Here is a 26,715-nt window from a genome sequence, read left to right as displayed (position 1 = left end):
GGCCCTTCACGCCTTCGTCACCGGCAGCCACAGCACGTCGTCAATACTCTCGGCGCCGCTGCAAAGCATGACCAGCCGGTCGAAACCCAGCGCGATGCCGCTGCTCTGCGGCATGCCGTGCTCCAGCGCGGCGAGGAAGTCCTCGTCCACGGGGAAGCGCTCGCCGTAGAGGCGCTGCTTCAGCTCCATGTCGGCCTCGAAGCGGGCGCGCTGGACGGCGGCGTCGGTCAGTTCGCCGAAGGCGTTGGCGAGTTCGACGCCGCAGGCGTACAGCTCGAACCGTTCGGCCAGCCGCGGGTCTTCCGGCTTCGGGCGGGACAGGGCCGCCATGCAGAGGGGGTAGTCGGTCAGGACGCAGGGCACGCCTTGCCCCAGATGCGGCTCGATCCGGTCGAACATGACGCGGAACACGATGTCCTCCCAGCGGTCGCCCGCATGCGGCGCGATGCCTGCGCGCGCCGCCGCCTCGGCCAACGGCACCGGGTCCGGCTCGTGGCTGCCGTCGTAGGTGGCGAGCAGGTCGATGCCCGCATATTCCAGGAAGGCGTCCTGCACCGTCAGGATGCGCCAGGGCCGGAAGGGGTCGCAGTCCATCCCGTTGCGGGAGAAGGTCCGGCGCCCGGCGGCCTCGGCGGCGGCGCGGACGAGATCCTCGCAGTCGCGGATGAGGATCTCGTACCCCTCCCCCGCCCGGTACCATTCCAGCATCGAGAATTCCGGCGAATGGGTGTCGGACCGTTCGCCGTTCCGGTAGACGTGGGCGATCTGGTAGAGGCGCGGAACGCCGGCCACCAGCAGCTTCTTCATCGCGAATTCGGGGCTTGTGTGCAGATAGAGCCGGCGCCGGTCGTCCGGGTGCGGTCCCTGGAGGTCGGTCGCGAAGGCCTGGAGGTGCGGCTCCATGCCCGGTGAGCCCTGAAGCGCCGGCGTGTCCACCTCGATGAAGCCCTGCTCCTCGAAGACGCGGCGCAACGCGCCCAGCACGCGCCCGCGCGCGGCGAGATGCGGGCGGCGGCGGCGGAAGGACTCCGGGTGCCAGGCGGGCAGACCGGCGGGCGTGGGCGCGGTGGACATCGGTGGCGGCTTTCGGCAAGAATGCTGTCGCGCGCTGCTTAGCAAACCCGCGGCGCGGGCGGAAGATTCGCGTGCCGGCGGGCGTTGCCGCCTGTTATGGGCGGGAAGCGGGCGAAAGCCGGCGATCGGGCGTGGTATTGGCCGCGCCCGCCGTTGCCCTTCGCCCGGCAAGCTGCTAGGGTCCGCGCCGCTCGTTTCTTGGAAAACACGGAATCGTCCTATGAAGGTCAACGCCAACCAGATGCGTCCCGGCCATGTGCTGGAGCATAACGGCAAGCTCTACGTCGTCCAGAAGACCCAGATCGTGCAGCCCGGCAAGGGCGGCGCCTTCATCCAGATCGAGGGCAAGGACGTCCGCACCGGCACCCGCATCAGCGAGCGCTTCCGCACTCAGGAGACGGTCGAGCGCGCCCGCCTCGACGAGACCGAAATGACCTTCCTCTTCTCGGAAGGCGACAATTTCACCTTCATGGACAAGGAAAGCTACGAGCAGGTCACCATCGCCCGCGAGGTGATCGGCGACCAGTCCGTGTTCCTCCAGGACGGCATGGAAGTCACCGTGCAGAGCCACGAGGGCTCCCCGCTCGGCGTCGAGATCCCCGGCAAGGTCACGCTGCAGATCGTCGAGGCCGACCCGGTGGTGAAGGGCCAGACGGCCTCCTCCTCCTACAAGCCGGCGAAGCTGGAGAACGGCGTCTCCATCCTCGTGCCGCCGCACATCGAGGCAGGCACCCGCATCGTCGTCGACACGGCCGAAGGCACCTACGTCGAGCGCGCGAAGGACTAAGCGTCCGACACAGCACCGCATCGGCCTCCGGCACGCCCGGGGGCCGATGACCGTCTCTCCGAAGCACAGAAAAACACAAAGCCCATGGCCACCCGTTCCGCCCTCATCAACGTCATGGTCCGCGCTGCCGAGAAGGCCGCCCGGGGTCTCGTGCGCGACTTCGGCGAAGTCGAGCAGCTCCAGGTGTCGCGCAAGGGGCCGTCGGACTTCGTGTCCGCCGCCGACCTGCGCGCCGAGAAGATGATCCGCGAGGAGCTGAGCAAGGCCCGCCCCGAATTCGGCTTCCTGATGGAAGAGAGCGGCGGCAGCAAGGGTTCGGACGCCACGGCGCGCTGGATCGTCGATCCGCTCGACGGCACGACCAACTTCCTGCACGGGCTGCCCCACTGGGCCATTTCCATCGCGCTCGAAAAGAGCGGCGAGATCGTCGCCGGCGTGGTGTACGAGCCGGTCCATGACCAGATGTTCTGGGCCGAGAAGGGCCAGGGCGCCTTCCTGAACCACCAGCGCCTGCGCGTGTCCGAGCGCCGCAACCTGTCCGACGCGCTGGTCGCGACCGGCATTCCCTTCAAGGGCCGCGGCGACCATGCCGGCTTCCTGAACGAAGCCGAGATGATCATGAAGGAGGTCGCGGGCATCCGCCGCTTCGGCGCCGCGGCGCTCGACCTCGCCTATGTGGCGGCCGGCCGTTACGACGGCTATTGGGAGCGGGGGCTGAGCCCCTGGGACGCCGCGGCCGGCGTGCTTCTGGTGACCGAGGCCGGCGGATTCGTCGGCGAGATCGGCGGCGGCCGCAACCCGGTGTTCGGCAAGAGCATCCTCGCCGCCAACACGCACCTTCACCTGCCGCTCGCCAAGCTGCTGCGCGTGGCCGGCGACCGCCGCGTGCTTCCGCCCGCCTCCCCGGCCGGTTCCCAGCCGGCCTGACGGCCGGCCGATCGAACTGGCCGGTATCAGGCTCGCCTGTATCGGACCGGTCATAGAGGCGCGCCATAGATCGTTCCGGGCCATAGCCTCGGGCTCCGCGGGCACGGCGCCTCGGCCTAGGGCTTCGGGGTGCTGCCTCGTTCGATGGCGTTAAACCCGGCCAAGGGCGTTGTCGCTACGCCGATCGATGGGCTATGGTTCGACACCTTACCGTGTCGTTGGATCGATCGTGCCCGTCTCCAGAGTCTCCGCCGCCGACCTCCCCGACCGCCCGGCCCGCTCCCAGCGCGTGCCCGAGCGAAAGGCTTGGCCTGAAAAGGCCTTCCGCCGGAACGGGGCCGCGGCCGGCGCGCTTCTGGGTGCCGCGATGCTCGCCGGATCGGCCCTGCCCGCCGCCGCGGAACAGGAGCCGGGAGGCCGCTTCGAGTCGGCGGCACTGACGCTGGAGAACGCGCGTCCACTCGCCGTTCCACCACGCCCCAACCTCCGCCCGCCCGCGCCGATCAAGGCGCCGCCGCGCTTCGTCACGCCCGACGTGATGCAGGCGCCCGAACCGCCGCAGATCACCATCGGCCCGGCGCCCCGCGACGCCGCGCCGAACCGCGGCACGGCGGCCGCGCAGCCCCCGGCACAGGCGCAGGCGGCCGCGCCGGGCCAGCCCCCCACCGCCCAGCCGCCGGAAACGGCGCAGGGCGCGGCACCCTCCGGCCCGCCCGGGTCCACGTCCACCCAGACGGCGGCGCTTCCGCCCCCGTCGGCGCCGGCGCCACGCCCGGCGGAGAACCGGCCTTCCGACCTCAACATCGTCTTCGAGCAGGGCAGCGGCGACCTGCCGCCCGGCGTGCAGGCGATGGCCGAGGCCATCGCCGAGCGGATGCGGGCCTCCCAGAGCGCGCGGCTGGAGCTGCGCTCCTACGCCTCCGGCACGGCGGAGACGGCGCGCGAGGCCCGGCAGCTCTCGCTGTCGCGCGGGATCGCCCTGCGCGAACGGCTGGAGGCGCTGGGCGTCCCGCGCAACCGCGTCGGCGTGCGCCCGCTCGGCATCGCGGAGGGCGGAGGGCCGCCGGACCGCATCGACATCGATTTCCTGAACGAGTGACGCCCATGGCCGTGACCGCCCAGACAACCCACCCGGAGGAGCGATCCACGATGACGCGCCCAGAGCGCTTCCTGACCCGGATGATCCTCTTCCTTCTGGTGGTCGGGGCCGTGGTCGGGCTGATGTACCCAGCACTCCATGGTGCCTTCATGAACAACCCGGCGCTGAACGGGCTGATCCTGGGCACGTTGTTCGCCGGCATCCTCTTCATCTTCCGCCAGGTGCTGATGCTGCGCCCGGAAGTGGCATGGCTGGAGCATTTCCAGAACGGCGCCCAGCGCCCTGGTGCCGAGCCGCCCGCCCCCACCCTGCTCGCCCCCATGGCGCGCATGCTGGGCGAGCGGCGCGGCCGGCTGACCCTGTCGGCCCTGTCGATGCGCTCCCTGCTCGACGGCATCGCCTCGCGGCTGGACGAATCGCGGGAGCTGTCGCGCTACCTGATCGGGCTGCTGATCTTTCTCGGCCTGCTCGGCACCTTCTGGGGCCTGCTGCACACGGTCAGCTCCGTGGCCGGGGTCATCGGCGGGCTGTCCGTTACCGGCGGCGACGTGGGCTCGATGTTCTCGGACCTGCAGCGCGGGCTGGCGGCACCGCTGACCGGCATGGGCACGGCCTTCAGCTCCTCGCTGTTCGGACTGGCTGGCTCTCTGGTGCTGGGCTTCCTGGAGCTTCAGGCGAGCCAGGCGCACAACCGCTTCTTCCAGGACGTCGAGAATTGGCTGTCCGGCGCCACGCGCCTGTCCAGCGGCGGCGGTGGCGGGCTTGAAACGGGCGACCAGTCGGCCTCGGCCTATCTCCAGGCCCTGCTGGAGCAGACGGCGGAGAACCTGGACGCGCTCCAGCGCACCGTCGCCACCTCCGAGGAGGGGCGCCGCACCGCCAACAACAACCTCATGGCGCTGACCGAGCGGCTGTCCACCCTGACCGACCAGATGCGCGCCGAACAGCAGCTCCTGCTGCGGCTCGGCGAGGGGCAGCTGGAGATGAAGAACCTGCTGGACCGCCTCTCGGAAATGACGAACGGCGGCTTCGACGAGGGGTCGCGCCAGCACCTGCGCAACATGGACGTCTACCTCGCGCGCCTTGTCGAGGAAGCCTCGACCGGCCGCAACCAGGCGGTTCAGGAGATCCGCAGCGAGATCAAGGTCCTCGCCCGCACCATCGCCGCACTCGCCGAGGAATCGGAGCGCTAGACGCTCCACCCGTCCGAAGCCTAGGAATCCGCCCACATGGCCAGCCTCAGCCGCCGCAACAGCCACCGAGACGCCAGCGCATGGCCCGGTTGGGTCGACGCGCTGTCGTCGCTGGTGATGGTGGTCATCTTCCTGCTGATGATCTTCGTCGTCGCGCAGTTCTACCTGGCGACGGCGCTGACCGGCCGGGACGAGCAGCTCACCAGCCTCAACCGCAAGGTGGCCGAGCTGAACGAGCTGCTGACGCTGGAGCGCGACGCGAACGCCGACCTGCGCGTCGGCATCGCGCAGCTCTCCACGGAGCTGCAGGCCTCCGTCGCGACGCGCGACGACATGACGGCGCAGCTCGGCACGCTCCAGTCCCAGCAGGACGAGAGTGCCCGCACGCTCGACGAGCGGCGGCGTGAACTGGCGAGCCTTCAGCAGGACATCACCCAGCTTCGCGAGGTCCGCCGGCGGCTCGAAGGCGAGCTGGCCGAGGCGCACGTCACGCTCAGCATGACCGAGCAGCAGCGCCAGGCGCTCCTGGGCCAGCTCGGCAGCGAGCGCGACCGGTCGAAGGCGCTGGAGACGGAGCTGGCCCGGACCAGCGGCGAGCTGGCCGAGAAGACCGACCAGCTCGCCCGCGAAACCGAGCGGACCATGCTGGCGCAGCGCGAGATCGAGCAGCGCACCGCCCGCATCGCCGAGCTGGAGGGCTCCCTCACCGGCGAGCGCGCGCAGTCGGAGGAGGCACGCCGGCAGGTCGAGTTCCTGAACCAGCAGATCGCGGCCCTGCGCCAGCAGCTCACCCAGATCGGGGCGGTGCTTGAGGTGTCGGAAGGCCGGGCGCGCGAGCAGCAGGTGCAGATCGCCGAACTCGGCTCCCGCCTCAACCAGGCGCTGGCGAGCAAGGTGCAGGAGCTGGCCCGCTACCGGTCGGAGTTCTTCGGCCGGGTGCGCGAGGCGCTGGGCGACCGGCCAGACGTCTCCATCGTCGGCGACCGCTTCGTCTTCCAGTCCGAACTGCTCTTCCCCTCCGGGTCGGCCGTTCTGGGCGGGGCCGGCCAGGACCAGCTCGTCGAGCTTGCGCGCACGCTGATGGATGTCGGGCAGCGCATCCCGTCGGACATCAACTGGGTACTGCGGGTGGACGGTCACACCGACAGCCGGCCGATCAACCGCAACCTCTACCCGTCCAACTGGGAGCTGTCGGCGGCCCGCGCCATCTCGGTGGTCAAGTACCTCACCTCCCAGGGCCTGCCGCCGGAACGGCTCGCCGCCGCCGGCTTCGGCGAGTTCCAGCCGCTCGACCCCGGCACCAGCGAGGAAGCCCTGGCCCGCAACCGCCGCATCGAGCTGAAGCTGGACCAACGCTGAGCGCCGGTCCAGCAGCTTCCGTTCACTCCACCCGGCTGGTCTGCACGAGGTTGTTCATGTAGCCCAGCTTCTCGACGACAGTCGGCGAGATGATGAAGGGGTAGAGGTCCGGCTGGCCCATGCTGCGGTTCAGGCTGTTCACCGCGTAGGTCAGCGGCAGCCAGGTCTCGATGATGTCCTCGATGCTGGAGGTGCGGTAGGGGTTGAAGTCAACCTCGGCCTGAAGCTCCGCGCCTTCCTTGATGCGCGGGCGCACCTTCAGCCCGAAGGCGCGGGCGGTTTCCAGCGTGTCCACGATGTGCAGGTAGTGGGCCCAGGTCTCCGCGAAATCCTCCCAGGGGTGGGCGGTGGCGTAGCTGCTGACGTAATTGGCCTGCCAGTCGGCGGGCGGGCCGTTCTGGTAATGCCGTTGCAGGGCGGCCCCGTAATCCTCCTGCTCGTCGCCGAAGACCGCGCGGAACTCCTCCAGCCGGTTGGCGTCACGGACCAGCCGGTCCCAGAAATAATGGCCGACCTCGTGCCGGAAATGGCCGAGCAGCGTGCGGTAGGGCTCGCCCATCGCCGTGCGGCGCTTCTCGCGCTCCGCGTCGTCGGCTTCGGCGAGGTTGATGGTGATGAGGCCGGTGGCGTGGCCGGTCAGCACCTTCGTCACGTTCCCCGCCGCGTCCACCTGGTCGGTCAGGAAGTCGAAGGCCAGCCCTTCCTCCGGGTTCTGCTTGCGCGTCTCCAGCGGCAGGCCGAGCCGCAGGAGCGTGTAGAACAGATGGTGCTTGGCGTTCTCCAGCTTGCGCCAGTGCGCGAGGTTCTCCGGGTTCGACAGGTCCGGGATCGTGTTGTTGTGGCGGCAGGCGGCGCAGAAGGTCTCCGGCGAATCCGCGGGCAGCATCCAGTTGCAGACGGCATGCTCCGCGTTCGGGCAGAACTTGTAGAGCGGCTCCGTCGTGGCGAGCGCGCGCCAGATCTCGCCGTCCTGCTGCTCGACCGCCGAAAGGGTCGTCAGCCGCGGAAGATAGCCCAGCCGGTGCCCGCACCGCTCGCACACGACATTCTCGAAATAGAGCGGCTGCCCGCACGCCTGACATTCGAACAGTTTCATGATCCGCACCCGCTTCGTGTGAAAGTCCCGGCAATCCCGTCAGGGCATCGCGTCACGCATTCGGCCGTCCCACAGCATCGACCGTCATCCCCGCGAACGCGGGGATCCAGGCTCCGCAATGCATGCACGCGACCGGAGGACTGGATCCCCGCTTTCGCGGGGATGACGGAAAAGCACCGTCAGACTCAAAACGCCGCAATGCGCCCTGCGCTGACCACCAACCCGCGCCAGCGTGCATAACGCTCCAGACCGCGAATCCTCCCAGCACCCCGGATCAAAATGCGTAGCGGATCGGGCAATGGGGCAGATGACGTTCGAGCAGTTCGCGGAACATGCCGAGCATCTTGCCCTTCATTCCCGCCCGGTAGCGCACGTTGTCTGCGCCGTTCTCCGACCGTTTGGCCTCCTGCCAGCGCGGGGTCCAGAGAAGATCCTCCGCCTTGGGGTGCCAGCGCAGGTTCACCTCGTGCAGCCCCTCATTGTGGGTGAGGAAGATGACCTCGGCGGCCATCTGCGCCCTGGCCTCCGGCGACAGGGCCGCGTCCACGGCCTGGAACAGCTCGGCGTAGGCCGCCGTCCAGCCCTCATAGACGATGACCGGGCTGAAGTTCAGGTGGACCTCCCAGCCCGCCGCGACGAAGTCGTTGATGGCTGCGATGCGCTCCGGCACCGGGCTGGCGCGCACGTCCAGCACGCGGGCGACGTCCGGCGGCATCAGGCTGAAGCGGATGCGCATCTTCCCCCGTGGGTCATAGTCCAGCAGGTCGCGGTTCACGTATTTGGTGGCGAAGCTGCCCTTGGCGTTGGGAAGGCGGCGAAACAGCGCCGTAAGGTCCAGCACATTGTCGGAGATCTGGGCATCCACGGAACAGTCGCCATTCTCCCCCAGGTCATAGACCCAGAGTCGCGGATCCACCTGGTTCGGCGCCATCTTCGGCCCGAGCTTTCCGGCATGCCGCTCGAGGGCGGCGCAGATGCCCTCGATGTTGACGAAGGTGCTGATCGGGTTGGCATAGCCCTTGCGCCGGGAGACGTAGCAATAGGCGCAGGCCATGGCGCAGCCGTTGGAGTGGGAGGGTGCGATGAAGTCCGCGCTACGCCCATTGTCGCGGACCGTGAGCCCTTTCTTCACGCCCAGCACCAGCGCCGTGCGCTTGATGCGGACGTAATCGTCCAGCGCCTCCTCGTTCCCGTGCAGGCCGGGAATGTTCCAGTGCGACTTCACCTCGATGCGCTCGGCGTCGGGGAAGCGCTCCAGGATCTGGCGCCCGCGCGGGTGCGCGGCGGCGGCCGGCTCCACATAGATGCGCCCGACCTCCAGCAGCGGCGGCGCCTTGGCCGGCGTGGCGGCCTCGCTCATCAGGCGGAGATCCGCGCCGGCGGCATCAGCGCCTGGCCCGTCGGGCACAGCTCCAGCAGGACGCAACGGTGGCAGGCGGGATCCTGGTAATAGCAGCAGCGCTGCCCGTGCAGCATCATGACCTCATGGTTGTCGTAGACCTGTTGCGCGTCCCAGTCCGGCGGAAGCATCGCCGCCAGCACGCGGTGCGACGGACCGACCGGCAGGCTTCCGGGGATCAGTCCGGTGCGCGCGGCGACCCGGTGATGGTGGCTGTCCACCGGCAGGGCGGCGCGGCGCAGGCTGCTGAAGCTCAGCACGGCCGCACTCGTCTTCGGCCCGACGCCGGGCAGCCCCTCCAGCCAGGCCCGCGCCTCCTCCACCGTCATCTCCGTGAGGAAGTCCAGTTCCAGCGCGCCGCGCAGCTCGGTGATCCGCCGCAGGATCGCCTGGAGGCGCGGCGCCTTCTGCTCCGGCCAGGTCACGCCGGCGATGGCCTCCTCGACCTCCGCCGTCGGCGCGTCGCGCACGGCGGCCCAGTCGGGCCAGCGCCGGCGCAGGGCCTTGAAGGGCTTGGAGGAGGCCGCGTTGCGCGTGCGATGGGACAGCAGGGAGGACACCAGCTCGCTCAGGGGATCGAGATCGTGGAAGTACGCCACCGGGCATCCGTATACGAGGCAAAGGCGCCGGTGGATTTCCAGGGCCTTCGCGGATAAGTCGTCTGGGTCGGTCATGTTCTCCTCAACAGTCCGGGGAACAAAAGTTCAAAGGGACAAAGGTTGCCGCGCGCCGGCGGCACGGCTAGTTATCGGCCATGGAAAATCCCGCAGACGCTCCGTCCCCGACGCCCGAACCCTCCGCGCAGGAGGCCGCCGACCCGCACCTCGTGCATGACCTCGCCTCCTCCCACCCGGAGGTGCTGAGCCTGTCGGCGGCGGGGGCGACGCGCATGGACCATGCGGAGATCATGGGGCTGGTCCCGCTCGGCCTGCCCTTGCCCAAGGGCAAGCGCGACCTGCTGGTGCCCGCCGACCGGAAGGAGGGCATCCTCCTGGAAATCCAGGGCCTCATCGACCGCGCGGGCCGCCGCAACGCCCTGCTGGAGCAGGGGCGCCGCGCGCTGGACCGGCGGCCGGCCTCCCTGCACCCGGCGGACGACCGCACCCGCGTCCGTGCCACCCTGACGGACGAGCTGCCCTGGCGCGGCATGGCGTCCCCCGTGCGGCTCCAGGTCGCCCGGACCTTCGACGCCGACGAGCTGGCCGGCCTGTCCGACGGGGAGTTGGCCGAGCGCGTGGAGCGCGACCCGCAGCTCGCCTCCGCTATGGAAACGGCGCTGTCCTCCACGGCGGCCCGCCTACGCGCCTACGCCGAGGAGATCGGGGAGCCGGACGACGGCTGGACCTTCGAGGCCTTCGGCGACCGGCTGGCGCGCGTCGCCCGCAACCGCTACGGCTGGGAGGAGCTGCTGTCCCGCTGGGACCGGGAGTTCGACGCGTGGCGGCGCGAGCGGGCGGAGGCGCGCGGGCGGCTCTACGTGGACCGCTATTTCGACTTCGCCCGCTTCGAGCGGCTGTTCCCGGTGGCGCGCGGCATGGGCCGCCGGCTGGTGCTGGTGATCGGCCCGACCAACTCCGGCAAGACCCACCAGGCCATCGAGGCGCTGAAGGGTGCCCGCGATGGCGTCTATCTGGCCCCCTTGCGCCTGCTGGCGCTGGAGGTGATGGAGCGGCTGAACGCGGAGGGCACGCCGACCACCCTGCTGACCGGCGAGGAGGAGATCGCCACCCCCGGCGCCCGCCACACCGCCTCCACCATCGAGATGATGGACCCGGACCGGCCCGTCGATGTCGCGGTCATCGACGAGATCCAGATGCTGGCCGACCCGGACCGGGGATGGGCCTGGACGGCGGCGCTGATGGGGGCGCCGGCCGCCACCGTCTTCATCCTGGGCGCGCCCGAGGTGCGCCCGCTGGTCGAGCGCGCCGCCGCCCATCTGGGCGAGCCGCTGGAGGTGGTCGAGCTGGAGCGCAAGACCCCGCTGACCATGCTGGACCGCCGGCTGGAATGGGACGAGGTGCAGGCCGGTGACGCGCTGATCGCCTTCTCCCGGCGGGAGGTGCACGGCGTGCGCGACACGCTCCAGGCGCGCGGCCTGTCCGTCGCGGCGATCTACGGCGCGCTCGCCCCGGACGTGCGGCGGCGCGAGGCCAAGCGCTTCCTGTCGGGCGAGGCCGACGTGGTGGTGGCGACCGACGCCATCGGCATGGGGCTGAACCTGCCCTGCCGCCGCGTGCTGTTCACGGCACTGGAGAAGTTCGACGGCACCAGCGTGCGCCCCCTGACGCCGACGGAGATCAAGCAGATCGCCGGCCGCGCCGGCCGATTCGGCAAGTTCGAGGCCGGCGAGTTCGGCGTCATCGCGCGCGGTACGCCCCAGGCGCTCCGCCAGCTGCTGGAACGGACGGACCACCGGCTGCTGCCCGACGCTCCGCTCGCCGTCCGCCCGACCCGCGCCATGCTCGGCCGCCTTGCCGATTACCTGCGCACGGATCAGGCCACCCTCCTGGTGGACTGCTTCGCCGACGCGCGCACGGCGGGCTCACCCTATCGCGTCGCCGATCTGTCGGCCATGCGCCGCATCGCCCTGCTGCTGGACGCCCGCGACTTGGCCCTGCCGGCCAAGCTGGACCTGCTGCTCGCCCCCGCCGACCTCGACAAGGAGGCGGAGGCGCGCTTCTTCCGTTCCGTGCTGGACGCGGTGGAGACGAACACCGGCCTGCCCATCGGCCATGTCGTCCCCGCGCGTCTCGACGGCCTGGACGCCGAGACGCTGGAAGGGCTGTCGCGGGCCTGCGACCTCTATTACTGGTGCGCCCGCAAGTTCCGCCCCCTCTTCCCCGACCGCGACGCCGTCCGCACGCGCCGCGACGCCATCGGCAAGCGCCTTTCAGAGCTTCTCGCCTCCCGGGCCAAACGCCGCCCACCCCCGCCCGCCGCGGGGTTCAGGGGCGCGCCGAGGAAGCGGTTCGGGCCGCGGCGGCGGTGAGGCATCAGGGGATAATGAGGCCGAGACGATCACTGGACGCCGCTGGGGCATGCGGAGTTCGTTGCTGTGTTGATATTGCGGTCTGCGGCACATCCCTTACCGATTCTGATGCTCGATACAGCAGAACAAAAAGTAGAAACGAATAACCAGGATTTTATGAGGTTATACCGATACATTCATGCAGCTAGCAGGCCTGAAATAAATAGGTGTTTCGCGCAAAGGGCCGGTGGAGGAAACGGTGATGGTTTCCATTGCGCTAGCAGCTTTCGTCGCTCCTGCTCCCGGCGCCGCGATCATGTGAAAACCCGTCCCTCTCAAGCAGCGTTGTCGCGGACGTTACGAGAATTACCGAGAACGGCGGTACCGTTGCCGGCAGGGGTGGACTTAAGCTCCTTCGCGGACGCAAGGAAGCGCTTCGCGTCCACGTTCTTGGTCGCGCCATGGAATGCGCGTGATTGACATGACGAAGTGGCGAGCCAGGTGCGGGTCGAGGATGTCGGGCCAGCCACCGGATTCTCCGCGTGTCGTCCTGCCCCAACAACTGCCCCATATCAGGAACAGAAATATGGATATCAAAGGCCATCCAAGTCCAACCGGCACGCCTCTCTTCCAATATTTCGGATAAATGACAGCGCAATCGCGTGTCACTCGCACTAATAACGCACGGTTCATCCAACTGTCATTCTCCGCATCTACTCTGATCGGCGATGTCTCCGGATAAGGTTACTCGTCGAGGAGTGGTGAACGTATGACACGCCTTCGTCTGATTGCCGCTGTTTGCGTTTGCATGGCGCTGTCCGCACCGGCCCGCGCGGAGCCTGTCACCGGTGCGGGATCCACCTTCGTTTTTCCGCTGCTCAGCGCCTGGGCCGAGAAATTCAGAAACGCCGAGGCCGATGGCGGCGATTTTCCGGCCCCGGAGGGCGGCCTGGATTACGAGCCCGTCGGCTCGTTGGGCGGGATCATGCGGGTGATCGCGAAGGCGGTCGATTTCGGGGCGACCGAGGCTCCGCTCGGGGCGGACGAGGTCGTCCGCCACGGGCTGGCGCAGTTTCCCATCGCCGCGGGCGGCATCGCCGTGGTGGTGAATGTGCCGGGGGTTGCGGATGGCACCCTGCGCCTCTCCCGCGCGGCACTGGCCGACATCTATCTGGGAAAGATCGACCGCTGGACGCACCCGGCGCTGAAGGGGCTCAACCCCGATCTTCCGCTGCCCGATGAACCGGTCATGGTCGTGCATCGGGCTGACGGCTCCGGTTCCACCTACAATTTCGCGGCGTATCTCGCGAGCGCCAGCATGGAATGGCGCGATCGGGTCGGCGTGGACACGGAACTCCGCTGGCCGGCCGGCACCGGAGCGAGGGGCAGCGGCGGCGTCATCGAGACCGTCAAGGCGAACCCGAATTCCATCGGCTATGTCGAGTTCGGCCAAGCCGCCCGCATCGGGCTGACCGTCGCGCGGGTCGAGAACCGGGCCGGGCAGTTCGTCGCCCCGTCACGACATACGATCGCCAGCGCCCTGGAGGGCGCGGACTGGGCCGGCAAGCCGCATTTCGACCTGCTGACCACCGACATGGCCGGGGCGGACGCCTATCCGATCACGGCCACCGTCTATGCGCTGATGCCGCAGGCGCCCCCTTCGGGAGACCGGGGGAGGAGGGCGCTCCGCCTGTTCGACGGTGCCCTGACCCGCTGGCAGCAGGACGCGCTGGACCTCGGCTACGTGCCCCTGCCCGACCGGGCGGTCGAGCAGGTCAGAACTTACTGGAAGTCCTACTGGCAACCCTGACGGAGGGGTCAGGCGCCACTTCGGGCGGCCGGACGAATCCGGCCAAACCAAAGGAGAGCACGACGTGCAGGTGGATGTCTTCACCCAGATCATAGTGCCGGTCATCGGCGGGCTCGGGATCTTCATGCTCGGGCTGGAGTTCATGTCGAACGGCATCCAGGCCGTCGCCGCCAACAAGATGCGAAGGCTGCTCGGCACCTTCGCGGGAACACCGGTGAAGGGTGTGCTGGCGGGCACCTTCATCACCGGCATCATCCAGTCCTCCACCGCCATGACGGTCATGGTCGTCGGGCTGGTGAACGCCGGGGTCGTCGGGCTGCGTCCGGCGATCAGCGTCATCATGGGCGCCAACATCGGAACAACGCTGGGCAACGGGCTGATCGCCCTGCCTCTCGGGCCGCTGGGCCTCCTGCTCGCAGGCTTCTTCGCGCTGGTTCACATTTTCGCCCGTTCGGAGAAGGTGAAGAGCATCGCGCTGGCCTGCATCGGCTTCTCCCTGATCTTCTACGGCCTGAACCTGATGACCGGCGGCCTGCGGCCGCTGCGCGGCATGCCCGAGGTGATGTCGGCGATCTCCTCGCTTCAGGCGGACAACATCGTCGGCCTGCTGACCTGCGTCGCCACGGCCGCCCTGATCACCGCGATGATCCATTCCTCGTCGGCGACCATCGGCATCGTCATGGGGCTGGGCGCGTCCGGCATCCTGGACTGGCAGACCGCCGTGGCCTTCTCGCTCGGCGCCGATCTCGGGACGACCATCACCTCCTGGCTGGCGTCGCTGAACCTGTCCAAGAACGCCAAACGCGCGGCCTACGCCCACATATCCTTCAACATCATCGGGGTGATGGTCACCATCCCGCTGTTCTTCCTGTCGATGGACGCACTGCGCTTCGTGATGCAATGGTTCGGCGGCGATCCGGGCGTGCCGCTGATCGTGAACGGCAAGGAAACCTATCCGCTGGTGCCCGTTGCCATCGGCATCTATTCGACCTTCTTCAACATCTTCAACACGCTGCTGCTGTTCCCCTTCGTCGGGACCTTCGAACGGGTGCTGTCGCGCGTCGGCCGGGACGCCTCGGAGGACGTCGAGGACTACTCGGTCCCGAAGCACCTCACGCCCGACCGGCGCGGGGACATCCGGAGGGGCGTGCCGGCACTCCAGAAGGAGATCGGGCGCCTTCTGGAAGCAGGGGCCGTCTTCCTGGAATCGGCGCGCGGCCTGCCGCAGGCACCCAAGGATCCGCACACACACCATGCCGCACTCGGCATCCTCAGCCGGGACATCGGTGCTTTCGCGGTCACTCTGCTCCGGCCCGGGCAGCCCTACTCCCAGACCGATCTGGTGGCGAGCCTGATCGAGGAGGCGGATTATGTGGAGAGCCTCAGCGACACGCTTCATCAGATGGCCGTGCGCGTGAAGAACGAGGATTTGTCCCCGCCGGCGCGTGAACTGGTCACCGGGGTCCTCGATCAGATCACCGAGGCCCTGACCCCCCTGCTGCACGGTGGCGCACAGATGAACCCGGCCGGCTGGGCCGACACGCGGATCAGCGGGTTGACCGACCTGCGCCGCCGCTGCCTGACCCTGGAGTCGCTGACACCAGCCGACCGCGCGGCCCTCGTCGCCCTGCTCGGCAACGCGGAGCGCGCCTTCCTTCTCATCGACCGCATCGACACGGAGCGGCGCTCCGTCGACCGCAACGCCATCGCGGAGATGGAGACCACCGGGGATGAGTTCGCCATTCTCGATCCGAAACCGTCGCTGGCCTAGTCCCGGTCACGCGGAGGACCGCGAAGGGGGTGAGGAAGCCGGGTGTCCCCACTCCCAAGCGTCATGAACGTCACGTCGTGGGCTCCGCAGGCCCCACGATCCGGACGGAGAAATTTGGCTCAAAACCCATTGACTCCGGAACCCTCGGGAGCACATTCGGTTTAGAGAATCGTTGCGGTTTCGGGAGGCCCGTGGTGCCCAAGGGGAAAAAGAGCAAGTTCAAGCTGCCGAAGGTGATCGCCGGGATCGAGGTTCCGAAATCGCTGAGAGATTCCAGCGATTCGCTGCTGGATTTCCTGAACACCCCGCAGGGCCGCGAGGTCGCCGCGGCGGCGCTGGTCGCGATCGCCGGAGCCCTGGCGGGCGGTGACCGCGTGAAGAAGCTCGTCGCCGGTCTCGGGCAACAGGCCGCCGAGGCCGGATCGGCGGGCGGCGCTATCGCGCGCGAGGTGACGACGGACGCGGTCGAAGCCGTGGAAGGCGCGGTCGCGAAGGCTGCCGAGACACTGCTGCCTTCGACCAAGGGCAGGAAAAAGGCGCCCCCTGCCGCTGCCCCCGCCGCCGACGGAACCGAGGCGGCTCCCCGCAACGCTCGAAGCAGGAGCCGGAAAGCCGCCTTGGCGACCACCTCCCTGACCGGGCCGGCCACCGTTCCGGAGCTGGATCAGAAGAAGACCTGAAACACCTGAGAGCGCGGTACCGTAGCGTTCCTGGCCGCACCCAGGCTTGAGCCGCACCGGGATCCGGCAGGGATGATCCCGCACTTTCCGGTGGCCTTGGTGAAGCGCCCTTCCGATTGCCGTGTCGCGGGTTCGCGCGCGAATGAGGCCTGCCGGCATTCCATCCCTGCCGGCAGGCCCGCGCCGTCCATGGGAGCCAGGCAGGCCCCGGACGGCATCCCGTTCCTGGCGAATGTCGCGACGTCACCGTGTCGGTCTGGGAAACCCGCCGCCTCTCAGGGGTGAGGCGGCGGGCCGCACATACTGTCCGCCTTCGGCTGCGAACGGGCGCAGCCTACCTCTTTTGGTCTGGAAAAGGTCATGACGTTTGTATTACAACGCAGCACCTAAGTGCTGGTTCAGGCGTGACGGCGGAACGGCCCCGCCACATAGGCCGGGGTGAATCCGGAAAAGCTCCGGCTTGCGTTGAACCATTGGTGTGCCCACGCAGTTTAGTGCCGGCGATGAACAGGTCAGGGTGCCGAATGAGCGCGTCGGATTGCAGTCTGGAAGTCGGTCTGGACGAGAACGCCCCGATTTCCGTCCTTCGGCGGCAACTCGCCGAAATGCCGTCCGACCGGCTGCGCCGGATGCTGGAGCGCACCGAGCAGGACATCGCCGAAACCCGATCCATTGCCACGCTCCACCGGCTCTTCATCGGTCATGGGCTGCTGCGCCGCGAACTGAGCAGCCGCGAGACGCCGACCGCGTAGGATGCTCCTTTACTGGTCCTCCATGGAGTCGCCCGGCAGGACCGGCGCCGCCCCGAAGGGACGGTTGATGACGGACAGCACTTCGGCCGCCGCGAAAATCCGGTTCCGCCGATAGCCGGTCCGCTCGACCAGGATCCCGGCCTCCTGCAATTGGACCAGCGCCGCCGAGGCCGCCGGGGCGCTCACCCCCAGGATGGCCGCGAGGCGTCCGGCGGTGATGACCGGGTAATGGGGCAGCAGGTCGAGCGCGCGCAAGGCGGTGGAGCCGGCCCGGAACGCCCGGCGTTGCAGCCAGATCCCGCGAAGGCTCGCCAGGGCCGTGCGCGTCTTCAACAACTCGTCCACGGTGCCCACCACCGCATCGGCCAAGAAGCCGATCATCGCATGCCATTCGAGGCGCTGCTGAGCGTCCTTCAACGCGCCGTAATACAGCACCTTGTGGGCTTCGATATAGGGGGACAGGTAAAGCGGCAGCTGCCCCTCGGCGGCCATCATGAGAGGCAGCAGCAGGCGGCCGACCCGCCCGTTCCCGTCGCGGAACGGGTGGACCGCCTCGAAATGGGCATGCGCCACCGCCATGCGCGTGAGGAGACCCTGGGTCTGCTGCTGCATCCCGTCGCAGCGCATGTATCCGGCCGTCCGCTCCAGGCACTCCGCGACGAAGGCCGGCGGCGGCGGGTTGAAGGTGGAGTAGTTGATGTCCTGCCCGCCGGCACCGATCCAGACGACGCCTTTCCGAAGGTCACCGGGTATGTCCCGGTATGTGGTGTCTCCCCTCATCACCGTCCGGTGCAGGTCCTGGAACAAGGGGACGGTGAAAAGCGCCGGCCCCTCGTCCCGGGCCCGCGGAACAAGAGTGTCCAGCGCCAGTGCGTAATCCCTGACCTGGGCGGCGGCCTCCCCCACCGTGCCATCGCTGCTTTCCTCGATGGTCAGGAGTTCATCGAGCGTGGAGTTGGTGCCCTCCATGACGCTGCTGGACACCGCCTCTCTCCGGGTCAGGAGCCGGCTGAACAGGTAAGGATCCTGAAGCTCCCGTGCCAGGACATCGACCTGGGCCAGCGCACGGTTTGCGGCCTCGCTGCGCGCGCGCACCGGTTCCATGAACACGGCTTCCTCGGGCGGCGGCGGAGGGATAACTCCGTAATGCGCCTGATAGGGCGACGGCAAGCGGTGCAGCCGTTCGCGGATTGCCGGGCACAGATCGTCGCGTCGCATACCCGTGAACCTTCATCAAGGCGGCCGATCGGCATCCATATTTAAGGTTATGAGGAAAACCTTGAATATGGAAGTGGCCGGGGCGCCCATGTGCAAGGTTGTCGGGGATCTTGCCGTGGCTGATGACGTAGCGGGAAAAGGCCACCAAGGTTGGGTGAGAAGCGTTCCAACCGGATGGCGGCACGAGGGTAAGAGCGGTGTAACGAAATCCGGGACCGGGTTTGAAACGCGAGGTTCGGCGCGACGTTCGGCGGGTGGACATCCCCCTCACCCTACCCTCTCCCCGGAGGGGAGAGGATTTGGCTCCAACGTTCTGCGGAGGACTCGCCGGGCGGCGCGGGCCGCCTTTGGGCGCCCCCCTCATCCTGACCTTCTCCCCGGAGGGGAGAAGGAATGGGCGTCGGGATGGGAAGGGGCGGCCCTTGCCTTTGATCAGCCCTCGATCTTCGAGAAGTCCGCCACCGCGTTCAGCGTCGCGCGGATCTGGCTGAGGAGGCGGAGGCGGTTGGCGCGCAGCGCCGCGTCCTCCGCGTTCACCGTCACCTTGTCGAAGAAGGCGTCCACCGGGCCGCGCAGGCGGGCGAGCGTCGCCATGGCGCCGGCGAAATCCTCCGACGCCAGCAGCGGGCGGGCGGCCTCGGACGCGGCGGACAGGGCGCCGTAGAGGTCCTTCTCCTCCGGCTGGGCCAGCTTGGCGGCGTCCACCGGCTGGTCGTAGCTGGCGCCGTCCTTCTTCTCCTCGATGCGCAGGATGTTGCCGGCGCGCTTGGTGGCGGTCAGCAGGTTGGCGCCGTCCTCCGAGCCGACGAAGGACTGGAGCGCCTTCACGCGGGCCAGCAGGCGGGACAGGTCATCCTCGCCGCCCAGCGCGAAGACCGCGTCCACGAGGTCGTGGCGCACGCCCTGCTCGCGCAGCACCACCTTCAGCCGGTCGGCGAAGAAGGCCAGCAGGTCCGAGGCCACCGTTTCGGCCGGGGCAAGGCCGCCCACCGAATAGGCGCCGTGGGCCGCCGCGAAGACGCGGGTCAGCGGCAGGCGCAGACCGTTCTCCAGCACCAGCCGGATGATGCCGAGCGCCGCGCGGCGGAGCGCGTAGGGGTCTTTCGATCCCGTGGGCTTCTCGTCGATGGCGAAGAAGCCGACCAGCGTGTCCAGCTTGTCGGCCAGCGCGACGGCGACCGAGACCGGGGCCGTCGGGCAGCTGTCCGACGGTCCCAGCGGCTTGTAATGGTTGGCGATGGCGTCGGCCACCTCCGGGCTCTCGCCCTGCCCCAGCGCGTAGTAGCGGCCCATGATGCCCTGGACCTCGGGGAACTCTCCGACCACCTCGGTCACGAGGTCGGCCTTGGTCAGCAGGGCCGCGCGCTTGGCGGCCTCCACGTCGGCGCCGGTGGCCTCCGCGATGGCGGCGGACAGGGTCTGGATGCGTTCGACCTTCTGGGCGACCGTGCCGAGTTTTGCGTGGAAGGTGATCTTCTCCAGCGCCGGCAGGCGGGATTCCAGCTTCGTCTTTCGGTCCTGGTCCCAGAAGAATTTGGCGTCGGACAGGCGGGCGCGCAGGACGCGCTCGTTGCCGGCGATGACCATCCGGCCGCCGTCCGTCGTGATCATGTTGGTGACCACGATGAAGCGCGGGGCCATCCGCCCCTCCGCATCCAGGGCGGCGAAGTATTTCTGGTGCGTGCGCATGGAGGTGATCAGCACCTCCGACGGCACGTCCATGAAGGCCTCGTCGATGCCGCCCATCAGGACGGACGGCCATTCCACGAGGCCGCAGACCTCGTCGAGCAGCGCGTCGTCGGGCGACAGGGTCAGGCCCTGCGCCGCGGCCAGCGCCTCGGCGTCGGCCTTGATCTTCGCCTTGCGCTCCTCGCGGTCGAGAATGACGTGGGCGGCGCGCAGCCGGTCGCGGTAATCAGCGAAGCCGGTGACTGTGAAGGCGTCCGGCGACAGGAAGCGGTGGCCGCGGGTGGTGTCGCCGAAGGGCACGGAGGCGCCGTTGCCGAGATCGAAGGCGCCGGTCAGAACCTTGCCGCCGAAGAGCGCCACGATGGAGTGCAGCGGGCGCACCCAGCGGACCGTGTTGGCGGCCCAGCGCATGGACTTCGGCCAGGGCAGCTCGGCCATGGCGGCCAGGATGATCTCCGGCAGCACCTCGGCCGTGTCGCGGCCGGGCTTCTCCACGACGGCGAACCAGAAGACGCCCTTGCCGCTGTCGCGCTGCTCGCACTGGTCGAGGCTGGAAAGGCCGGCGGACTTCAGGAAGCCCTGGACGGCCTGGTCGGGGGCGCCGACGCGCGGGCCCTTCTTCTCCTCGCGGACGTCGGCGGTGCGCTCCGGCAGGCCGTCCACCACCAGGGCCAGGCGGCGCGGGGTGGAATGGGCGGCGGCCGACGCGAAGGTCAGGCCGGCCGCGCCCAGCTTGTCGGTGACGAGGCGGCGCAGGTCGTCGGCCGCGCGCGCCTGCATGCGGGCGGGGATTTCCTCGGAGAAGAATTCGATGAGAAGTTCAGCCATCGGATCAGACCTTCTGCGCGCCGGTGGCGGCGCCGTTCACCCAGGCCTCGCAGCAGGCCTTCGCCAGCGCGCGGACGCGGCCGATGTAGGCGGCGCGCTCGACCACGCTGATCACGCCGCGCGCGTCCAGCAGGTTGAAGAGGTGGGAGGCCTTGATGCACTGGTCGTAGGCGGGCTGGGCCAGACCCGCCTCGACGAGCTTGCGGCACTCGGCCTCCGCGTCCTCGAAATGGACGAGCAGCTTGGCGGTGTCGGCATGCTCGAAATTATACTTGGAATAGTCGATCTCGGCGCGCTTGAAGACGTCGCCGTAGGAGACGCCCTGGCCGTTGAAGTCCAGGTCGTAGACGTTCTCGACACCCTGTACGTACATGGCGAGGCGCTCAAGCCCGTAGGTCAGCTCGACCGAGACGGGGTCGCACTCGATGCCGCCGACCTGCTGGAAATAGGTGAACTGGGTCACCTCCATGCCGTCGCACCAGACCTCCCAGCCCAGGCCCCAGGCGCCGAGCGTCGGGCTCTCCCAGTCGTCCTCGACGAAGCGGATGTCGTGCAGCGCCGGGTCGATGCCGATGGCGCGCAGGCTGTCCAGGTACAGCTCCTGCGCGTTGGCCGGCGAGGGCTTCATGATGACCTGGTATTGGTAATAGTGCTGGAGCCGGTTCGGGTTCTCGCCATAGCGACCGTCCTTCGGGCGGCGGGAGGGCTGCACATAGGCGGCCTTCCAGTGGTCCGGGCCCAGGGCGCGCAGCGTCGTCGCCGGGTGGAAGGTGCCGGCCCCCACCTCCATGTCGTAGGGCTGGAGGATCACGCAACCCTGCTCCGACCAGTACTGGTGGAGCTTGAGGATCAGGGCCTGGAAGGACAGGCCGCGGCTGCCGGGGGAAGACCCGCTCTGGGAGGCCATGGGCGATATCACGAAATGGGTTGTTTCAACGGTTTGCTAGGCGCGCCGCACGATACGCGGCGGAGTCCGCGGAATCAACCCGACGCTTCGCCGCAGCTTCCCGGCGACGTTCAGCGCCCGTAGGGGCAGGCGGGGCGCCCGCAGGAGACGGCGGAGCGCGGCGCGACGTAGGCTCCGCATTCCGGGCATTTCTCCATGTCCTCGGCCTTGAGGCCGGGCTGGGGCGGCGTGCCGGCGAATGGATTGGCCCCGCCCTGGCGGCGGGCCTGCCGCTCGCGCAGCCGTTCGCGCCCGACCGCGCCGATGCGGTTGTACCAGCGCCAGCCGAACCAGACGGCGCCGATCACCAGCGCCAGGAAGAGGATCTTCGAGAACATGGGTCCAGCTTTATTGGGCCGAAGGGCCGCGGTCAAGTGCAGGGGGCAAGTGCCGGGGGCCGGGGCCGGGGTCAGGAACTGCGGCTTATCCTTTGCTCCGGGTGTTTACGCCTCAAGGCTTATGACACTTGCCGGATTTTTCGGATTCCGTACATTGATAGGTCCCAACGAAACGTTCCTCCGGAGGAAGAGTCGAAATGGACGCCAGCGAGTATCCGGTCATCGTCCGCCCGATGGCGCCCGAGGCCGGCACCGGCTACGTGGCGGAAGTGCCCGACCTGCCGGGCTGCGTCTCCAGCGGAGCGACGCCGGCGGAAGCCAACGAAAATGTGCTGGCCGCCATCCAGACGCTGATCGACGCCGCCAGGGCCGCCGGCACCCGGATGCCCGAGCCGTCGCGCCGCCTGCGGATGGTGGACGAGTAAGGGAACCCCTACAGTCCGAACCGCGCCCAGAGCGCCCGCTCCTCCACCGTGGCGAGCGCGGCGCCGGGCAGGTTCGCGGCCAGTGTGGAGAGGTCGAGCGCCGACGGGTCGATGGTCGCCCCGCCGATGCGCAGGCCGGGGCGGCGGAACCAGCGGCGGTCCTCCTGGATGACGCGCAGCCGGACCTTCTCCCCGAAGCGGCCGCGCAGGATCGAGCGCAGGTCGCCGATCCCGTCGATCAGCCCCAGTTCCAGCGCCTTGCGTCCGGCCCAGAAGCTGCCCGAGAAGAGGTCCTCCTCCGGCCCGTTCAGCCGCGCGCCACGGCGCGCGCGGACCATCGCCTTGAAGCTTTCGTGTATGTCCGCCTGGATGGATTTCAGGTGCGCGACGGCGTCCTCGCGCTCCGGCGAGAAGGCGTCGAGCAGAACCTTCTTCTCGCCCGCGGTGTGGACGCGCCGCTCGATGCCGTGGCGCTGGATGAACTCGTGCAGGCCGAAGCCGCTGGAGACGACACCGATCGAGCCGATGATCGAGCTGTCGTCGGCCCAGATTTCGTCCGCCGCGCAGGCGAGCCAATAGCCGCCGGACGCCGCCACATCCTCGCAAAAGGCGAAGACGGGGACCTTCTTCTCGGTGGCGAGGTCGCGGATGCGCTTGGCGATCAGCGCCGACTGGACCGGCGAGCCGCCCGGCGAATTGACGATCAGCGCGACCGCCGCCTGCTGCTTCGGCGCGAAGGCGCGCTCGATCAGCCCGGCGGTGCCGGCCATGGTCAGGCCGGCGCGCAGGGGACCGACCTGCCCGATCACGCCGGACAGCCGCAGGACGGACACGACCGGCCCGGCCTTGCGCCAGGGGCCGAACGGGAGCTTGGCAAGGAAGGTTTGCATCGTCATCGCGCAGACATGGTGACGCTGAAGCTGCTTTCAATGAGCCGGTGCGCGCCGGCTTGCGGGCCGCGGGCTACTGGAGGAAGAGCTTCACGAAGACGGCGACCTGGAAGGCCAGGACGAACCCCATCATCCATTTCAGGATCATGGTGTCCGTTTTCAGGGCCGTGACGTCATCGTCGCGCTTGCTCAGCGCTTCCGCTGCCTTGAGCGCCTTGTCCTCCGGAATGTCGATGGCTCGGAACGCCTCGTACACTTCGTTCTGCATCACGGCCATTCTGAGACTCCGACGAAGGCAGGGATTGGCGTGCGTCTATCCAACGGCTCCGGACATGATAAAATTCCTGCCGTGATTAAGATAGACGGTCATTTCACCGAGGCTTGTTGATCAAACGGCGGATTGGGGAACCGGAATCCGATAGACGAGCATCGGATGCAGGACGCCGCCGGCTTTCGGCAGCTTGCTCGTCCCGACGACGTGCGCGCCGAGGCTTTCGGCGACCCTGCGGCTTGGCCGGTTCTCCTCGGCGACGGAATAAAGGATGCTCCTCACACCGATGACGCGGCCAGCCCAGCCGACCAACGTCGAGACCGCCTCCCGTCCGAATCCGGAGCCGTGTGCGCTCTCCTTGATCCAAATGCCGGCTTCCGGTTCCGGCGCGCCGATGCCGTGCAGGCCAGTGAGGCCCAGGAACTCCCCCGATCCGGTGGCGCGCACCACCAGGTAAAGATCTGTGCCGGCCGCCATGTTCGGCAGCCAAATCCGCCAGACCTCCGAGAAGGACACAAGGGAAGGCGACGGATCGAAGACCATGAAGCGCGTGAGAGTCGGCGTGACGGCCGCGAAGATCTCCGGCGCATCCCCCGGTGTGAAGGATCTCAAGGACAGGCGTTCGGAGGCCAGCGCCGTGTTTCTCAGGTCCATGCCCTATCCCTCCAGCGCCTCTGCACCGCGCAGCACCCGTTCGGCGGCTTCGGTGTAGCCGCCGGCCGCTTCGTGCATGGTCAGGCCGGCGGACAGGCGGAAGGGGGCCTTGCCGCCGAGGCGGGCGGAGAGGAGGACGCGCCGGGCCGCCTCCCCCGCCTTGGGCCAGACGGGGACCAGCAGGACCCCGCCGAAGCGGCCGTGCAGCGCCGCCAGGATTTCGTCCAGCCGGTCGGCGCGGTGGACCAGGGTCAGGGTGCCGCGCGGCTTCAGCATGCGGGCGGCGAAGCGCAGCCAGTCGGGGAGGCTTGCCGCCCCTTCCACGTTGGCGGCGGCCTTCCAGTCGTCGGGGGGGACGGAGGCGGCGCCGGCCTTCAGGTAGGGCGGGTTCATCATGACGCGGTCGAAGCGGAGACCGGCGAGAACCGGCGGCGGCGCCAGAAGGTCGCCCTCGACCAGGGCGACGCGCTCCTCCATCTCGTTCAGCGCGATGTTGCGCCGGGCATAGGCGGCGGCGTCGGCCCGCTGCTCCAGGCCGGTGATCTGGGCGCCGGAGACGCGGGCGGCGAGGCAAAGCGAGGCGGCGCCGGTGCCGGCCCCGACGTCCAGCACCCGCTCCCCCTCCCGCGCGGCGGTGAAGGCGGCCAGCAGCACCGGGTCGATGGCCGCGCGGTAGGCGCCCTCGGGCTGGGTCAGGCGGACGCGGCCGCCGAGAAGGAAGTCCTCCGGCGCGCTGTCGGCAGGGACGGTCATGGCGGGGACGGTCACGGCGTCTCGCCCGAATCCCGCAGGACGCGCAGGGCGTCCGCGTGGTCCTCGTCCGCGACCATCAGACGGCGCGGGATGGCGCCGATGGAGCCCTCCAATATGCTGGTGTGGGTGTCGAACACCACCACCTCGATCCCGGCATCGGCCAGCAGGGCCGTGAGCCAGGACAGGCGGACCGGGTCGTTGCTGCGCAGGATCTCTCGCATCGCTGTGTCGGCACGCTCTCTCAAAAGTGGGACGTAGGGGCGGCGCAAGCCTTGCGGGCTTGACCGAACAGGCTAGGCCGTTATGCTCCGTCCCGGAATGGAATCCGTCAATCATCTCAATCATCATTGGAGTCGACCTTGGCGGTCGTGACCAACCTCGAGCCGAAACGGCGCAAGTCCACCCCGCTCGACGAGCTGACCGCCCTGGTGGCCGACGATCTGAGCGCCGTCAACGAGTTGATCGTCAAGCGGATGGACTCGTCGGTGGAGCTGATCCCGCAGCTCGCCGGCTATCTCATCGCCGCCGGCGGCAAGCGGCTGCGCCCCGTGCTGACGCTGGCCTCGGCCGAGCTGTGCGGCTATCAGGGCGAGAATCACCGGATGCTGGCGGCGGTCGTGGAGTTCATCCACAGCGCCACGCTGCTGCACGACGACGTGGTGGACGAAAGCGACCTGCGCCGGGGCCTCGCCTCGGCGAACGCGGTGTTCGGCAACAAGGCCAGCGTGCTCGTCGGCGACTTCCTGTTCTCCCGCTCCTTCCAGCTCATGGTCGAGGTCGGGTCGCTGGACGTGCTGCGCATCCTGTCCAACGCCTCGGCCATCATCGCCGAGGGCGAGGTGCTGCAGCTGCGCACCACCAACGACACGGAAACCAGCGAGCAGGCCTATCTCGACGTCATCAAGGCCAAGACGGCGGAGCTGTTCGGCGCGGCCTGCCGCGTCGGCGCGGTGGTCGCCAAGCGCCCGCCGGCCGAGGAGATGGCGCTGTACGACTACGGCATGAACCTGGGCATCGCCTTCCAGCTCGTCGACGACGTGCTGGATTACTCGGCGCTCCAGGCGAAGCTGGGCAAGACGGTCGGCGACGATTTCCGCGAGGGCAAGATCACCCTGCCCGTCGTGCTCGCCTTCCGGCGCGGCAACGACGAGGAGCGCGCCTTCTGGCGCCGCACGCTGGAGGAGCTGGACCAGCGCGACGGCGACCTGGAGCACGCCCAGGCGCTGATGGCCAAGCACAACGCCCTGAAGGACACGGTGGAGCGCGCCCGCCACTATGGCGCCATCGCCCGCGACGCGCTCGGCCTGTTCGCCGACGCGCCGGTGAAGCGCGCCATGCTGGACGTGATCGATTTCGTCATCGACCGCGATTTTTGATGTTGCGCCCCCCGCCGGGGGCCTTTATATACCCCGCTCACCGGCGGACGAGACGCCCGCCGGTGACTGACGGAGAGTAGCTCAGCCTGGTAGAGCACTGCTTTCGGGAAGCAGGGGCCGGAGGTTCGAATCCTCTCTCTCCGACCAAATGACGAAGGGGCCGGCGGCAACGCCGGCCCTTTTGCCGTTCCGGGCCACCGGATCCGGGTTCCGTTCCGGCTCCGAAAGAAAGTGGCAGTCGGTCTCTCAGGACGCTTGCGTCCCCGCGCGGAGGCCTTTATATACCCCGCTCACCGGCGGACGAGACGCTGCCGGCACCGAACGGAGAGTAGCTCAGCCTGGTAGAGCACTGCTTTCGGGAAGCAGGGGCCGGAGGTTCGAATCCTCTCTCTCCGACCAAATGACGAAGGGG

The 26,715-nt window shown here is 68.7% G+C and carries 25 protein-coding genes and 2 tRNA genes; 14 read left to right on the top strand and 13 right to left on the bottom strand.

Annotation, left to right across the window (positions count from 1 at the left end):
- Window positions 1-6 precede the first annotated feature (6 nt).
- On the bottom strand, window positions 7-1,074 hold the full coding sequence (gene epmA, locus JUB11_RS15050; RefSeq protein ID WP_207459380.1) for an EF-P lysine aminoacylase EpmA: 1,068 nt from the start codon (window positions 1,072-1,074) through the stop codon (window positions 7-9).
- 220 nt (window positions 1,075-1,294) lie between these two features.
- On the opposite strand from epmA, the gene efp reads away from it, so the two are divergent.
- The 5 genes from efp (at window position 1,295) to JUB11_RS15025 (ending at window position 6,439) form a co-directional block, all read left to right on the top strand.
- On the top strand, window positions 1,295-1,861 hold the full coding sequence (efp, locus tag JUB11_RS15045; protein WP_207459379.1) for an elongation factor P: 567 nt from the start codon (window positions 1,295-1,297) through the stop codon (window positions 1,859-1,861).
- Between the two features lie 84 nt (window positions 1,862-1,945).
- On the top strand, window positions 1,946-2,788 hold the full coding sequence (locus tag JUB11_RS15040) for an inositol monophosphatase family protein (RefSeq protein WP_207459378.1): 843 nt from the start codon (window positions 1,946-1,948) through the stop codon (window positions 2,786-2,788).
- A gap of 229 nt (window positions 2,789-3,017) precedes the next feature.
- Window positions 3,018-3,887 carry a hypothetical protein gene (locus tag JUB11_RS15035; protein ID WP_348771435.1) on the top strand — a complete coding sequence of 290 codons (870 nt, stop codon included), beginning with the start codon at window positions 3,018-3,020 and terminating at the stop codon, window positions 3,885-3,887.
- A 50-nt stretch (window positions 3,888-3,937) separates the two neighbouring features.
- Window positions 3,938-5,080 (top strand): flagellar motor protein MotA, encoded by a 1,143-nt coding sequence (locus tag JUB11_RS15030; protein WP_247887071.1) that lies wholly within the window; start codon window positions 3,938-3,940, stop codon window positions 5,078-5,080.
- Window positions 5,081-5,116: 36 nt separating this feature from the next.
- Window positions 5,117-6,439, top strand: coding sequence for a peptidoglycan -binding protein (locus JUB11_RS15025; RefSeq protein ID WP_207459376.1), 1,323 nt, complete (start codon window positions 5,117-5,119; stop codon window positions 6,437-6,439).
- Window positions 6,440-6,461: 22 nt separating this feature from the next.
- Here JUB11_RS15025 and JUB11_RS15020 read toward each other — a convergent pair whose 3' ends face one another.
- The 3 genes from JUB11_RS15020 to JUB11_RS15010 form a co-directional block, all read right to left on the bottom strand.
- Window positions 6,462-7,535, bottom strand: a complete 1,074-nt coding sequence (locus tag JUB11_RS15020) for a putative zinc-binding peptidase (RefSeq protein WP_207459375.1) — start codon at window positions 7,533-7,535, stop codon at window positions 6,462-6,464.
- Between the two features lie 274 nt (window positions 7,536-7,809).
- Complete coding sequence (locus JUB11_RS15015) at window positions 7,810-8,895, bottom strand: spore photoproduct lyase family protein (RefSeq protein ID WP_207459374.1); 1,086 nt, start codon at window positions 8,893-8,895, stop codon at window positions 7,810-7,812.
- On the bottom strand, window positions 8,895-9,533 hold the full coding sequence (locus tag JUB11_RS15010; RefSeq protein ID WP_348771434.1) for a Fe-S cluster assembly protein HesB: 639 nt from the start codon (window positions 9,531-9,533) through the stop codon (window positions 8,895-8,897). Before JUB11_RS15010 ends, JUB11_RS15015 begins: the two co-directional genes overlap by 1 nt.
- Before the next feature lie 155 nt (window positions 9,534-9,688).
- On the opposite strand from JUB11_RS15010, the gene JUB11_RS15005 reads away from it, so the two are divergent.
- From JUB11_RS15005 to JUB11_RS14985, 5 genes are all read left to right on the top strand, one after another.
- Window positions 9,689-11,923: a helicase-related protein gene (locus JUB11_RS15005; protein ID WP_207459372.1), complete on the top strand. Its 2,235-nt coding sequence runs from the start codon at window positions 9,689-9,691 to the stop codon at window positions 11,921-11,923.
- 787 nt (window positions 11,924-12,710) lie between these two features.
- On the top strand, window positions 12,711-13,712 hold the full coding sequence (pstS, locus tag JUB11_RS15000; protein WP_207459371.1) for a phosphate ABC transporter substrate-binding protein PstS: 1,002 nt from the start codon (window positions 12,711-12,713) through the stop codon (window positions 13,710-13,712).
- A 64-nt stretch (window positions 13,713-13,776) separates the two neighbouring features.
- On the top strand, window positions 13,777-15,483 hold the full coding sequence (locus JUB11_RS14995) for a Na/Pi symporter (protein WP_207459370.1): 1,707 nt from the start codon (window positions 13,777-13,779) through the stop codon (window positions 15,481-15,483).
- 194 nt (window positions 15,484-15,677) lie between these two features.
- The gene (locus tag JUB11_RS14990) at window positions 15,678-16,163 is read left to right on the top strand and encodes a hypothetical protein (protein WP_207459369.1); all 486 of its coding nucleotides are present in this window, start codon (window positions 15,678-15,680) and stop codon (window positions 16,161-16,163) included.
- Between the two features lie 524 nt (window positions 16,164-16,687).
- Window positions 16,688-16,915 (top strand): hypothetical protein, encoded by a 228-nt coding sequence (locus JUB11_RS14985; RefSeq protein WP_207459368.1) that lies wholly within the window; start codon window positions 16,688-16,690, stop codon window positions 16,913-16,915.
- A 9-nt stretch (window positions 16,916-16,924) separates the two neighbouring features.
- On the opposite strand, the gene JUB11_RS14980 is transcribed toward JUB11_RS14985, so the two are convergent.
- The 4 genes from JUB11_RS14980 to JUB11_RS14965 all read right to left on the bottom strand — a co-directional run bounded on the left by JUB11_RS14980 (window position 16,925) and on the right by JUB11_RS14965 (window position 21,934).
- Complete coding sequence (locus JUB11_RS14980) at window positions 16,925-18,019, bottom strand: Fic/DOC family N-terminal domain-containing protein (protein WP_247887070.1); 1,095 nt, start codon at window positions 18,017-18,019, stop codon at window positions 16,925-16,927.
- A gap of 546 nt (window positions 18,020-18,565) precedes the next feature.
- Window positions 18,566-20,650, bottom strand: coding sequence for a glycine--tRNA ligase subunit beta (gene glyS / locus JUB11_RS14975; protein WP_207459366.1), 2,085 nt, complete (start codon window positions 20,648-20,650; stop codon window positions 18,566-18,568).
- Window positions 20,651-20,654: 4 nt separating this feature from the next.
- On the bottom strand, window positions 20,655-21,557 hold the full coding sequence (locus JUB11_RS14970) for a glycine--tRNA ligase subunit alpha (protein ID WP_207459365.1): 903 nt from the start codon (window positions 21,555-21,557) through the stop codon (window positions 20,655-20,657).
- Between the two features lie 110 nt (window positions 21,558-21,667).
- On the bottom strand, window positions 21,668-21,934 hold the full coding sequence (locus tag JUB11_RS14965) for a hypothetical protein (protein WP_207459364.1): 267 nt from the start codon (window positions 21,932-21,934) through the stop codon (window positions 21,668-21,670).
- A 197-nt stretch (window positions 21,935-22,131) separates the two neighbouring features.
- On the opposite strand from JUB11_RS14965, the gene JUB11_RS14960 reads away from it, so the two are divergent.
- Window positions 22,132-22,359, top strand: a complete 228-nt coding sequence (locus JUB11_RS14960; RefSeq protein ID WP_207459363.1) for a type II toxin-antitoxin system HicB family antitoxin — start codon at window positions 22,132-22,134, stop codon at window positions 22,357-22,359.
- Between the two features lie 8 nt (window positions 22,360-22,367).
- Here JUB11_RS14960 and JUB11_RS14955 read toward each other — a convergent pair whose 3' ends face one another.
- From JUB11_RS14955 to JUB11_RS14935, 5 genes are all read right to left on the bottom strand, one after another.
- Entirely contained in the window at window positions 22,368-23,249 is an 882-nt protein-coding gene (locus JUB11_RS14955) for a S49 family peptidase (protein WP_247887069.1), read from the bottom strand.
- A 73-nt stretch (window positions 23,250-23,322) separates the two neighbouring features.
- Entirely contained in the window at window positions 23,323-23,526 is a 204-nt protein-coding gene (locus tag JUB11_RS14950; protein WP_207459361.1) for a hypothetical protein, read from the bottom strand.
- Between the two features lie 111 nt (window positions 23,527-23,637).
- Window positions 23,638-24,174, bottom strand: coding sequence for a GNAT family N-acetyltransferase (locus JUB11_RS14945; protein ID WP_207459360.1), 537 nt, complete (start codon window positions 24,172-24,174; stop codon window positions 23,638-23,640).
- A 3-nt stretch (window positions 24,175-24,177) separates the two neighbouring features.
- Window positions 24,178-24,942: a methyltransferase gene (locus tag JUB11_RS14940; RefSeq protein ID WP_348771432.1), complete on the bottom strand. Its 765-nt coding sequence runs from the start codon at window positions 24,940-24,942 to the stop codon at window positions 24,178-24,180.
- Window positions 24,939-25,148: a DUF2007 domain-containing protein gene (locus tag JUB11_RS14935; protein ID WP_207459359.1), complete on the bottom strand. Its 210-nt coding sequence runs from the start codon at window positions 25,146-25,148 to the stop codon at window positions 24,939-24,941. Before JUB11_RS14935 ends, JUB11_RS14940 begins: the two co-directional genes overlap by 4 nt.
- 138 nt (window positions 25,149-25,286) lie before the next feature.
- Here JUB11_RS14935 and JUB11_RS14930 point away from each other — a divergent pair, with 138 nt between their 5' ends.
- The 3 genes from JUB11_RS14930 (at window position 25,287) to JUB11_RS14920 (ending at window position 26,702) form a co-directional block, all read left to right on the top strand.
- Complete coding sequence (locus JUB11_RS14930; RefSeq protein WP_207459358.1) at window positions 25,287-26,303, top strand: polyprenyl synthetase family protein; 1,017 nt, start codon at window positions 25,287-25,289, stop codon at window positions 26,301-26,303.
- Between the two features lie 70 nt (window positions 26,304-26,373).
- Window positions 26,374-26,450: transfer RNA gene (locus tag JUB11_RS14925), tRNA-Pro, on the top strand.
- A gap of 175 nt (window positions 26,451-26,625) precedes the next feature.
- A tRNA-Pro gene (locus JUB11_RS14920) sits at window positions 26,626-26,702 on the top strand.
- The last annotated feature ends 13 nt before the right edge of the window (window positions 26,703-26,715 follow it).

The sequence above is a fragment of the Azospirillum sp. SYSU D00513 genome, from assembly GCF_017356015.1.
Taxonomy (GTDB): domain Bacteria; phylum Pseudomonadota; class Alphaproteobacteria; order Azospirillales; family Azospirillaceae; genus Azospirillum.
The sequence above is the reverse complement of the archived record's forward strand: the minus strand, read 5'-3'. Positions and strand labels throughout refer to the sequence as shown.

Excerpts from the sequence above, each read along its gene's own strand:
- JUB11_RS14950 (WP_207459361.1), bottom strand. The coding sequence starts at position 23,526 with ATGGCCGTGATGCAGAACGAAGTGTACGAGGCGTTCCGAGCCATCGAC.
- efp (WP_207459379.1), top strand. The coding sequence starts at position 1,295 with ATGAAGGTCAACGCCAACCAGATGCGTCCCGGCCATGTGCTGGAGCAT.
- JUB11_RS15025 (WP_207459376.1), top strand. The coding sequence starts at position 5,117 with ATGGCCAGCCTCAGCCGCCGCAACAGCCACCGAGACGCCAGCGCATGG.
- pstS (WP_207459371.1), top strand. The coding sequence starts at position 12,711 with ATGGCGCTGTCCGCACCGGCCCGCGCGGAGCCTGTCACCGGTGCGGGA.
- JUB11_RS14960 (WP_207459363.1), top strand. The coding sequence starts at position 22,132 with ATGGACGCCAGCGAGTATCCGGTCATCGTCCGCCCGATGGCGCCCGAG.
- epmA (WP_207459380.1), bottom strand. The coding sequence starts at position 1,074 with ATGTCCACCGCGCCCACGCCCGCCGGTCTGCCCGCCTGGCACCCGGAG.
- JUB11_RS14945 (WP_207459360.1), bottom strand. The coding sequence starts at position 24,174 with ATGGACCTGAGAAACACGGCGCTGGCCTCCGAACGCCTGTCCTTGAGA.
- JUB11_RS14980 (WP_247887070.1), bottom strand. The coding sequence starts at position 18,019 with ATGGAACCGGTGCGCGCGCGCAGCGAGGCCGCAAACCGTGCGCTGGCC.
- JUB11_RS14965 (WP_207459364.1), bottom strand. The coding sequence starts at position 21,934 with ATGTTCTCGAAGATCCTCTTCCTGGCGCTGGTGATCGGCGCCGTCTGG.
- JUB11_RS15005 (WP_207459372.1), top strand. The coding sequence starts at position 9,689 with ATGGAAAATCCCGCAGACGCTCCGTCCCCGACGCCCGAACCCTCCGCG.
- JUB11_RS15030 (WP_247887071.1), top strand. The coding sequence starts at position 3,938 with ATGACGCGCCCAGAGCGCTTCCTGACCCGGATGATCCTCTTCCTTCTG.
- JUB11_RS14970 (WP_207459365.1), bottom strand. The coding sequence starts at position 21,557 with ATGGCCTCCCAGAGCGGGTCTTCCCCCGGCAGCCGCGGCCTGTCCTTC.
- JUB11_RS14955 (WP_247887069.1), bottom strand. The coding sequence starts at position 23,249 with ATGCAAACCTTCCTTGCCAAGCTCCCGTTCGGCCCCTGGCGCAAGGCC.
- JUB11_RS15040 (WP_207459378.1), top strand. The coding sequence starts at position 1,946 with ATGGCCACCCGTTCCGCCCTCATCAACGTCATGGTCCGCGCTGCCGAG.
- JUB11_RS15015 (WP_207459374.1), bottom strand. The coding sequence starts at position 8,895 with ATGAGCGAGGCCGCCACGCCGGCCAAGGCGCCGCCGCTGCTGGAGGTC.
- glyS (WP_207459366.1), bottom strand. The coding sequence starts at position 20,650 with ATGGCTGAACTTCTCATCGAATTCTTCTCCGAGGAAATCCCCGCCCGC.
- JUB11_RS15020 (WP_207459375.1), bottom strand. The coding sequence starts at position 7,535 with ATGAAACTGTTCGAATGTCAGGCGTGCGGGCAGCCGCTCTATTTCGAG.
- JUB11_RS14985 (WP_207459368.1), top strand. The coding sequence starts at position 16,688 with ATGAGCGCGTCGGATTGCAGTCTGGAAGTCGGTCTGGACGAGAACGCC.
- JUB11_RS14935 (WP_207459359.1), bottom strand. The coding sequence starts at position 25,148 with ATGCGAGAGATCCTGCGCAGCAACGACCCGGTCCGCCTGTCCTGGCTC.